This window comes from Anaerosporobacter sp. (assembly GCF_965301125.1).
This window is the reverse complement of sequence record NZ_CBDLAM010000141.1, coordinates 1-10,588: the sequence shown is the minus strand read 5'-3', so window position 1 is coordinate 10,588 and position 10,588 is coordinate 1. Positions and strand designations below refer to the sequence as shown.

The window sequence follows — 10,588 nt, the reverse complement described above, 5'->3', positions numbered from 1 at the left end:
GTTCTATTAAGTATATTTTTTTATCTAGAGTGATTCAAATTGTTATAGTTCTACGTTTAACCTCCATTGTATGCATAATCAGCTTTTTGAAGGTAGGATTTCTTAGAAGAATAATTACTAGGATCCGCTACCTCAGCATATCTACATAAGTTTCTTAACACATAAGATCCGTCGTAATATGTACTACTTAATGCAAAATCGGATATGCTACCGTACGTATCACTTTCAGCATTTGAGATAATGTTACAAGCAACTGCTTTAGCAGATTCATAGCGTTTAGATTGTGCTGCTCTGTTATCAGCCAAATCGTCGTCGTGAGACATATATACCCATGAGCCACTAGAATTTTTATAGTACGCAGAATGGGCATATAGATCTGTAGCTGTGTGAATTGCCATACCCCATAAGAAATATTTTCTGTTTGTTTTATTATTAGTATAAGTTGTCCCTAGAATTTTAGAATTAGTCCAAGCTACACCATTAATACTACTAGTTGTTACCTTACCAACCATTGAAGCAGAGTCTTTTGTAGAAGCTGAAGGTGGAAAACTCACACTTGAATTATCTCCGCCAGCTATAGCTAACCTAGTTAGATACATATAGCCAGATAAATAGTTTGAAGAATATTCATAACTACCATCACTATATTGGCGACACCAATACCCATGCCATAATGGATTTGATGTCATTCCGGATAACCCAGAGCTATCATAATCTTGATAGACACATCCTTTTTTAATAATAGCGATACCAGTTGATGTTAAAGAAGTAGAGGTAGTGGCATTTGTAACGGTATATATATGATCGTCGCCTACCCAAGAACCTTCTACATAGTCAATATCATTAAAAGAGTCAATAGGGTTAGTATTAGGAGTTAATATGGAGTCTTCTTCGGCTTCAGTAATTGAATTTGATAAATTGCTACTTTGGTAATATACGTTTTTGAAATCATCATATATATTAAGGGCATATTCATAATCAATTAACCCATTTCCGTACATTAACGGATCTCCATATAAATTAGCACTATAATCAATTAAACAACGAATGAAATCACTAGAAACTGATGGATCTTTTTCCCATAGTAATGATGCTACACCTACGACATGTGGCACTGCCATGCTTGTACCAGATGAAACAACTTCACCTCCAAAAGCACCTGTTGATTTTACTAGTTCACCAGGTGCAACTATTTCAATTTCTTCACCTTTAGAACTTGATGGACTAATTTCACCATTACTGTTGACAGAACCTACAGCAATAACTTCATCATAGGCAGCAGGATATTCAACATTACCATCATTACCTGCTGCAGCTATTATTAATATACCCGCGTTATAAGCACGTTGTATAGCATCTTTTAAATTATCTGCATCTGAATCTATCCCGAAACTTATACTAATGATGTTAACATTTTTTTCAATTGCCCAATCAATAGCATCAACAACTCGGCTAGTAGGAGCTGAGTTAGTTTCATCTAAGACCCTTGCAGAGTACAATTCAATATTGGGATTGATTCCAGTAATACCGATATCATTGTTTTTAGCAGTTAAAATTCCTGCAATAGCAGTGCCATGACCAGTTAAATCTTCGTATATGATAGATGTATCATCTTGCTCAGGAATAAAATTTTTTCTTTCTGTAACATCTATGTCTTCTGTATAATCTATACCAGAGTCAATAATAGCTACCTTTATCTTATTGGATGCTGTATTATAGGTGGAGACATTATCTGTATTTATTGATTGCATATTCCACTCGTTATTGTTAGAAGTGTTTTTTATGGATTTTTCTTTCGCTTTTTTCGTATGAACTTTTTTATTAAATTTTTGTTCTTTTTTGTTCTTATGAGTTGAATTGTTTTCACTAGAATTAAATAATTCATTATCCAAATTGTACTCCGATATGGATAAAGTACCTGTAAATTCTGAGCTGCTCGCGGCTTGTACTGTTTTTGGGAAGCTCAGATTCACAGATTGAGTAAATATGCAAGCAATTAAAAACGTGGTAGTTAATTTCATTTTCATTTTAAATCCTCCTATTCTCTAATACAATTAAATTGTTTCATAATAATAATATTTATTAGCCCTCCTTTTTGATTGTTGATTGTAAAAATAATACAATTACATAATGCAACATATTAAACCAAATATCAACATATGTATAAAAAATAGTAAATATTTACCATAAAAAGAAAGTAAAGAAAAAACAATAATATATTTACTTTTAATTACATATACTGTATAATTCACCATATATTAACATAATGTTTAGATTTGAAAACACTGTAATAGTAGTTGAAGGGGGAATGTAAATGTTTATGAAAAGAAATAGTAAGCTAGTATTAGTAGGTGGAATTTTAGTAAGTATCTTTACCGTAATAATTATTTCAGTAACCTTACCGTCATTTGTTGCAAATGGAAAGGATAGTGATTTTGTAATAAAAGATGGCGTACTCATAGCCTATAAGGGGAATGATGAGGAGGTTACAATACCAACAACGGTTACTTCAATTGGAGGATCGGCATTTACTGGAAATGAAGAAATAAAGAGCGTTATTATGACTGATTCGGTTACGAATATAGATGGAATGGCTTTTTGGAACTGCAGTAACTTAGTAGATATCCAAATACCATGTACAGTAAAATCTATAGGTTCAGGTGCTTTTCAACTGACACCATGGCTTGGAGAACAACAAAAGAAAAATCCTTTGGTTATAGTTAATAATATCTTAATAGATGCCAGTACTTGCAAAGGTAGTGTAGTTATAGGAAGTGATGTAAAAGATATTTGTGCGCAAGCATTTGCTTTTAATAGTAACCTTACTAAGGTAACAATTTCAAATAGCACTACAAGCATAAGTCAAGAAGCTTTTGTCTCTTGCCAAAATTTAAAAACAGTAATTATGGGTGACGGCGTAAAGTATATGGGTAAAAATGTATTTCAAAGGTGTAAATCTTTGACTTATGTAAAGCTTTCTAAATCATTAACCCTAATTCCTGAAGGTACATTTTGGCAATGTTCTAAATTATCTAATATAACAATTCCGGATTCTGTAAAAAAAGTTGATACGGCTTTTGATAGTTGTAAAAAATTAAAAAGTGTAACTTTTTCTAGTAAAGTAACTAGCATTGATAAAGAAGCCTTTACATATAGTAATACGCCAACCATATATGGCATAAAAAATTCCTATGCTGAGAAATATGCAAAAAATAATAAATTAACATTCAAGATATTAGGGATGAGTAAAAAGAATATAGACTTAAAAGTCGGAGAAACTACGTCTTTAAAATTAAATAGTACAGCAATATGTACTTGGAAATCTACCAACAAATCATTTGCAAAAGTTAATTCTAATGGAAAAGTAACCGCTATTAAGAAGGGGAATGTGCTAATTAAAGCTACGATATATGGGAAAACTTATAGCTGCAAGGTGACAATAAAGTAAGATAGAATTGATAATAACAGATTGTGATATGTTATAGAAAGCATTATTGAGGAGATTGAAAACAGTTAAAGTAACTATTTTTCAATCTCCTCTCTATTTTTAAATATATGGGTAAATAAAACTCTAATTCTATTAACCTTAATTATTTTTGGTAGACTGAAAACGAATTTTATACTACAAAATAATTCCGTCAGAAACTCGATGAGTAGCCTAGGAATAGGTAATTATAATTTTAAGTTAGCAAGTAAATCACCAAGTCCAGTACCGGCCTCTTCACCTGAAGAGTATTCAACAGAAATTTCTTCAACATCATCAACAATTTCTGCATTTTCTTCAACAGCTTTCATGCTAAGACTTACTTTTCCGTCTTTAACATCAATAATCTTAACAGTAACTTCTTGTCCTTCTTTCACAACTTCGTTTGGTGATTTAATATGTTTACCGCAGATTTGAGAGATATGAACAAGTCCAGATAAACCGTCACCAATATTAACAAAAGCACCATATGGAGCAATCTTTTCAATAACACCAGTTGTTACTAAACCAATCTGTAGATGAGAAATCTTATTTGTTTTTGCTAAGGCTTCTTCTTCTCTTAAAACTTCTCTTGCGGATAATACAAGTTTTTGCTTATCTTCATCAACAGTTATAACAACAACAGTTAAAGTTTGTCCCACGTAGGACTCCACATCTTCAACATAATGAGTAGCTAACTGTGAAGCAGGGATGAAGGCACGAATTCCTTCTACATAAGTAATAACACCACCATTGACAGATGAAGCAACTTTTACATTATAACGTTTCTTAGATTCCATTGCTTCTTTTAATGTATCCCATGCGAGTACATCTGTAGCACTTTTTCTAGATAGAATAATATTACCATTTCTTTCGTCTTCACGTAACACCACAGCAGTAATGGTATCACCTACTTGTATGTCTGCTTTAATTGAGAAGCTTGGATCATTGCTTAACTCAGCTAAAGGAATAATTCCCTCTGTATAGTAATTAAGGTCAACTGTAACTTCTGTATCAGAAACACCGATTACAGTTCCAGTAAGAAGATCCCCTTCTTGTATTTTTTTAAAAGATTGATTTAACTCTTCTTTGAAATCATCCATTGTAAGAATTTCTTCTTCGGTTCTAACTTCTTTTTCCATGTTTTCTTGTTGATTCATAATTTCACCTCATTTATTATAGTTTGCCCAGGAAAATTAACCAATATAAAACACCTCAAATTGGGGTCATTAACCTGTTCCAAGAATTACATTATATCACGTAAATGTAGTCTATGTATATGGAACATTCCTGATTCACAATAAAAATGCTTGTTCTTCCATTAGCCATACGTTAGATATGGGCATATATTATATAGAACATAAAAATGGAGATAGCTATGGATAATAATTACGAATCAGGTTATGATGATGAAGTATATACAGAAGAAAATCCAGAGAGTTTTGATAGAAGACCACGCCCACAAAGGGAGGGAAGGTGGATATCAAATGCAATTATACGGGAGATTACTAGAGACCGAGATAATTTTCTTGTAACAGTAGCTCATAGAGAAAGACAACGAAGAGAAGAGCAGATTATACGATTGGTGGTATCTAGAGAAACAAGAATATTTGATGTTAATAGAAGAAGATTACGTCCGAGTGAATTGGAGGTAGGAATGGTTATTGACGCATTTATCTCAAATGCCATGACAAGAAGTATCCCTCCACAGGCACGAGCATTTGAAATATTCGTTGTAGAAAGACGGCCATCCAGACGAGAAACAGTAGGACGTATTGTACAGGTAAATACACGAAATAACTATATTCTTACCATAAGTTCAAGGAATGCATCAAGTATAGTTCGATTTAATGTTGGACCAGAAACAGTTATTTTAGATATGTCTGGGCGTAGAATACGTTTATCAGATCTGTCTGCAGGTATGAGAGTAAGAGTTGAACATGCAACATTTATGACTGCAAGTATTCCACCTCAGACTACGGCATTTGTTATACAAGTAATTAGATAAGTTTTATAGTAGTAATAAGTGATATTATTTATGACCATTTAAATTGTATTTGATATTTAAATGAAAAAGACAATCTAAACAGATTGTCTTTTTCTATCTTTTTATGTATGGTTATCTAAAACTATCAATGGTTGACCTTTAATACCTTATTAAGGAGTACCGCTTGTTATGGTACTATTCTTAATAGTATAGGTTCCGGCAGAACCTAAATAATAATTCTTCGTACTGTTGTTGTCCCAATTACCATTGCCATCATTGAAACAACACGTTAGTGTAGAGGCAGTACCGAGATCTATGGTAATTATCTTATATCCACTAGCAGAAGATGAAGACATTAGGATACCAGGAACAGTTGTCCAAGAGCCACTTCCAATTTGGTAATGAATATATGGAGAACTCCATGAGGTATAATAATACACCGTTATAGAGTTAGTATTATTTGGTTCTCCACTGGTTATTGTACCGCCACTAACAGTATAAGTACCAGGTGATGAGAATGTATAATTCTTTGTGCTATTATTATCCCATGTGCCGCTTCCGTTATTGAAACATGCGGTTAATGAGGTACTTGTGCCTAGAGCAATAGTAGCTGTCTTGTAGCCACTAATAGTTGAATCAGACATAGCTACACCGGGAGAGGTAGTCCATGAACCAGTTCCAATCTGATAATGGATATTAGCAGTACTCCAAGATGTTTTATAGAAGACAGTAATGGAATTGGTCCCTACTACTTCTTCTTTTTTTCCATTTATGTCATAGGTAGCATTATCTTCAACAGCAAATCCCTGTAATTTAGCACCAGGGCTTTGATTTACGGTATCATTAAAGATGACTAATGGCACGCTATAATCTTCTGTGTATGTAAGACTATACAAACCGCTACTCTCTTTTGTCATAGCGGTACCCGGCCATGCTTTTACCTCTTTTACGGTAGTGCCACTTTCATCGTAGATATAGGCGTAGATAGAGTCTGACCAAGAAGGAGGCTTTTCAAAATAAATTGTAGTTCCCACACCTTGCTCTGTCTTTTTAGAAGTATAGCTTTGTGTTACCGTAGTTCCATTGCTACCTACACCAGTAAGAGTAATGGTATATTCTGTACCAACTGCATCACCATCACCAATTACTAAGGAATCTCCATTGTTGTATGTAACTGCACTATTAGAATTCACTTTGTAAGTTGATGAAGTGGTATTCTGTGCCTTTAATGTAAACGTTATGGAATCCGTTGAGAATGTAGATTTAAAGTTATCAAGTGATACACTTGGAGTAGTATCATCATATTGCATTAATACAACACTACTACGTTTTGGAATAGAACCAGTAATCACACCGTTACTAACTACAAATTTACTTTTATCATCCGTAATACTATAATAAGTACCATTTTGTAATTGTGTTGAACAGTTTATAGAATAATCACTATATTTACTATTAACAATTACAGCTCCAACTGTTCCACGTTGAATCATAAGGACATTCGTGTCACCATTAGGGTTGGCTAAATACTCTCCTTGATTAACCATTGCATTTCTGAATTTATTAACAGCTGCAACTTCATCATCTTTGTATAGGTCGCTTCCAGCGATACCTATTTGGTTCGATCCCCATTTGTTAGAAGTTGAACTACCATAAGGTCTACTGAAGAATAATGGTGCACCATCTTTTCTTGCCGTAATTACTGCCCACCCTAATTTTATTTGCTCGTCATTTAATTGTTCCCAAGTTCCATCATTAATGTAATTATCATGGGATTCTACCCAAGTTACTAAGTCGGCAGTATTCATTCCGCTTGGTACTTCATATGAGAGAATGTAGTCTTTACTTAAATTGTTGTTTTTAATTGCATTACGAATCTTGCCACCATAGGAACTTGTTGTCGTTGATCCTATTGCGCCTGCATAAGCAGCAAGGCGTTCGTTATCCCCTTGAAGAACTTCTCCATAATTAAAGATTTTGCTAGCATTTGTGATTTCAGAGGTAACTCTAGACCAGAAATTATTTGTAACCCAACTTGGTCTACTATCATCTGATAATCCAATATGTTTTGCTGTGTCATAACGAAATCCATCAGCACCACATGCAATACAATCGTTTAGATATTTAATAAAATAATCTTGAAATCCTTTATTCTCTGTATCTACATCAGGTAATCCACCATCCATGGAATAACGAGTACATTGAAAACGGTCGGAATAATTCGTGCACTTAATTAATCCAGTATCATGATACAGAGATCCACCAGCTGCGTTTTTTAGATTAGAAGATACCTTGCTTTGATTACCAGCTGTGTGATTTGGAACAACGTCAACGATAATTTTGATACTGTATTTGTCAGCTTCCGCACACATTGCTTTGAATTCGTCACGTGAACCTAATTGGTAATTTCCAATAGTCCAATCTGTTGGTTGATAGTGCCACCACCAGCAACCATTTTTTCCGCTGCTGTCGCCACCATAAAGTTTCATATAAGGATAGCTATCATCTACCGCATTAATAGGTGAAGTTTGAATGCTTGTATAACCAGCATCTGCAATATTTTTCATATTAGCTTTAATGGTGTTAAAACTCCAACAAAAGGCCTGTAATATGGCTCCATCACCAATATTATCAGTAGCTGATACGTTAGATGAACTGCTGGTTGAAGCTATACTGGCTAGTGGTTCGGTTAACTCTGTTGTTGAATCAGTGGTGTTAGAATTAGAATCTGCAAAGATTAGTTTGTAATTAATGGAAGTAATAGATAATGTAACAATAAGAAGTAAGACAACTAGTTTTTTAAAGACACTCTTTTGTTTTCTTAGTTTTTTTGAAAACACGCTTTTGACCTCCTAATTTTTATATTTAGCATCTTTGGTAGCAAGAAACCTCCTTTCGCTTAGCAATATTTATGTTTATATATTTCAGCGTGATTCTAGTATTGGCTGAAATATATAAATACTTATGAATGGATTTTGAGTTAAGATGGAGTAAGTATAGAAATTAGTAAGTGTTTGTCTTATTTAGAATAATAAAAATGGAATAACTTTACAATATAAAACAATTACAATAATCAACTCGTTTAGTTAGTTAATATGCACAAAAATTTCGAAAATTATCGTTATTAATTAAAAGAAAAGAAGCTGTTACAAAACACCAATAACATAGTTGATTGATTAATTTTGTAACAGCTTCTTTTTATTTATTGTGATATTAAATTATATTTTAATGCTCTGATTGAATTAAATATAGCGATTAATGCAACTCCAACATCGGCAAATATTGCTAACCACATAGAACCCATTCCTATGGCAACTAATATAAGAACAATAGCTTTAATACCTAAAGATAATATAATGTTTTCTGTTACAATCTTTCGCGTATGTTTTGCTATTTTGATCGCCTCAGCAATCTTTTTGGGTTCATCTGTCATAATTACAATATCAGCTGCTTCAATCGCTGCATCTGAACCAACACCACCCATTGCAATACCAATGTCAGCTCTGGCAAGTACTGGTGCATCATTCATACCATCACCAGTGAAGATTACGTTCTTATTCTTGCCTTTCTTATCAAGTAGTTCTTCGATTTTATCTACTTTATCACCTGGCAATAATTCAGAATATATGGTATCAAGACTTAATTCTTTACCCACAATCTCAGCAGATGCTTTCATATCACCAGTTAGCATTACGGTTTGAATTCCTAAATTACGTAAATCGGCAAGAGCTTGTTTAGAATCTTTTTTAATCTGGTCAGAAATTACAAGGTAACCAGCAAATGTATTATTAATTGCCACATATACAATACTTCCCAAAGTATCTTCACTAGCCTCTTCGAAAGTAATATTAGAATTATTAAGAAGCTTAGCGCTTCCTGCAAGGACTGATTGATTTGCTAGTGTAGCACGTATGCCTTGACCCGCTATTTCTTCATAGTTACTTACTTGGTCAGAGGAAGAATTAACATTAGCAGCTTTAATAATGGATTTTGCAATTGGATGATTGGAGTAGCTCTCTACAAGGCCAGCAATATATAGTAATTGATCTGATGCAGATTGCAACGTATTCTTTTGTTCGTTTGATAGAATGTTAGCAAGGCTGGTTTCATTTGCAACATTAACTTGTGTCACATCAAATACACCTTCAGTTAAAGTTCCAGTCTTATCAAATACTGCTGTTTCTACAAAATTAAGGGCTTCAAGATAATTACTTCCTTTTACAAGTATACCATGTTTAGAGGCACATCCAATACCTCCGAAGAATCCTAGAGGAATGGAGATTACTAATGCACAAGGACAAGATACAACTAAAAATCCACATGCACGGTAAACCCATGAATAAAAATCATAAGAACCTGTAAAGATCGGAGGAAGTACAGCTAATAACACAGCTAATATAACAACAATAGGAGTATAGACCGCAGCGAATTTGGTAATGAAATTCTCTGTTCTTGATTTTCTGTTGGAAGCATTCTCAACTAAATCTAATACCTTTGCAACTGTTGAGTTGGAGTAAGTGTTATTAACTTTCACGAATAAAGTGCCACTTCCATTAATACTTCCACTTAATATGGTATCACCAACATTAGCACTTCTCGGAACAGATTCTCCTGTTAAGGAAGAAGTATCTACAAAGGAGGTACCTTCAACAATTTCACCATCAAGAGGGATGCGTTCACTTGGCTTTATAATAATAACATCTCCAATTGCAACAGCTTCTGGAGCTACTGTTACAACACCAGAATTAGTTTGTAGGTTGGCATAATCGGGTTTCAAGTCCATAACAGATTTTAATTGTTTTCTTGAGTTATCTACAGCAATATCTTGAAGAAGCTCACCAATTTGGAATAAAAGCATAACAGCAAGTGCTTCTGGGTATTGCTTTGTAAAGAAGGCGCCAAGTGTAGCAACAACCATTAGGAAGTTCTCATCAAATATTTGACCATGGGTGATATTCTTAGCTGATTCAATCAGAACTTCGTAAGAAATAATAAGATATCCAAGGACTAATATAATAATACCAAATGGATTAGGAATATCAAAAATAATAGGAATGAATCCGATTCCTGTTCCAATTAATAAAGTAAGTACTTTTTTAATCAATTCTCTTTTGGAGTGATCGCCACCGTGTGAGTGG

Annotated in this window: 6 protein-coding genes; 2 read left to right on the top strand and 4 right to left on the bottom strand. The window is 33.7% G+C overall.

Going from position 1 to position 10,588, the window contains the following annotated elements; translation table 11 throughout:
- Window positions 1-56: 56 nt before the first annotated feature.
- Entirely contained in the window at window positions 57-2,027 is a 1,971-nt protein-coding gene (locus ACW2QF_RS14195; protein ID WP_455716664.1) for a S8 family peptidase, read from the bottom strand.
- Window positions 2,028-2,320: 293 nt separating this feature from the next.
- Between ACW2QF_RS14195 and ACW2QF_RS14190 the strand changes: the two genes are divergently transcribed.
- On the top strand, window positions 2,321-3,448 hold the full coding sequence (locus tag ACW2QF_RS14190) for a leucine-rich repeat domain-containing protein (protein ID WP_455716663.1): 1,128 nt from the start codon (window positions 2,321-2,323) through the stop codon (window positions 3,446-3,448).
- Window positions 3,449-3,672: 224 nt separating this feature from the next.
- On the opposite strand, the gene ACW2QF_RS14185 is transcribed toward ACW2QF_RS14190, so the two are convergent.
- Window positions 3,673-4,623 (bottom strand): 30S ribosomal protein S1, encoded by a 951-nt coding sequence (locus ACW2QF_RS14185; protein ID WP_455716662.1) that lies wholly within the window; start codon window positions 4,621-4,623, stop codon window positions 3,673-3,675.
- Between the two features lie 218 nt (window positions 4,624-4,841).
- Here ACW2QF_RS14185 and ACW2QF_RS14180 point away from each other — a divergent pair, with 218 nt between their 5' ends.
- On the top strand, window positions 4,842-5,471 hold the full coding sequence (locus tag ACW2QF_RS14180) for a hypothetical protein (protein WP_455716661.1): 630 nt from the start codon (window positions 4,842-4,844) through the stop codon (window positions 5,469-5,471).
- Window positions 5,472-5,620: 149 nt separating this feature from the next.
- Here the strand turns inward: ACW2QF_RS14180 and ACW2QF_RS14175 are convergent, their stop codons facing one another.
- The gene (locus ACW2QF_RS14175; protein ID WP_455716660.1) at window positions 5,621-8,290 is read right to left on the bottom strand and encodes a carbohydrate binding domain-containing protein; all 2,670 of its coding nucleotides are present in this window, start codon (window positions 8,288-8,290) and stop codon (window positions 5,621-5,623) included.
- A gap of 362 nt (window positions 8,291-8,652) precedes the next feature.
- A partial coding sequence (locus ACW2QF_RS14170) for a heavy metal translocating P-type ATPase (RefSeq protein WP_455716659.1) occupies window positions 8,653-10,588 on the bottom strand: 1,936 nt, incomplete at its 5' end.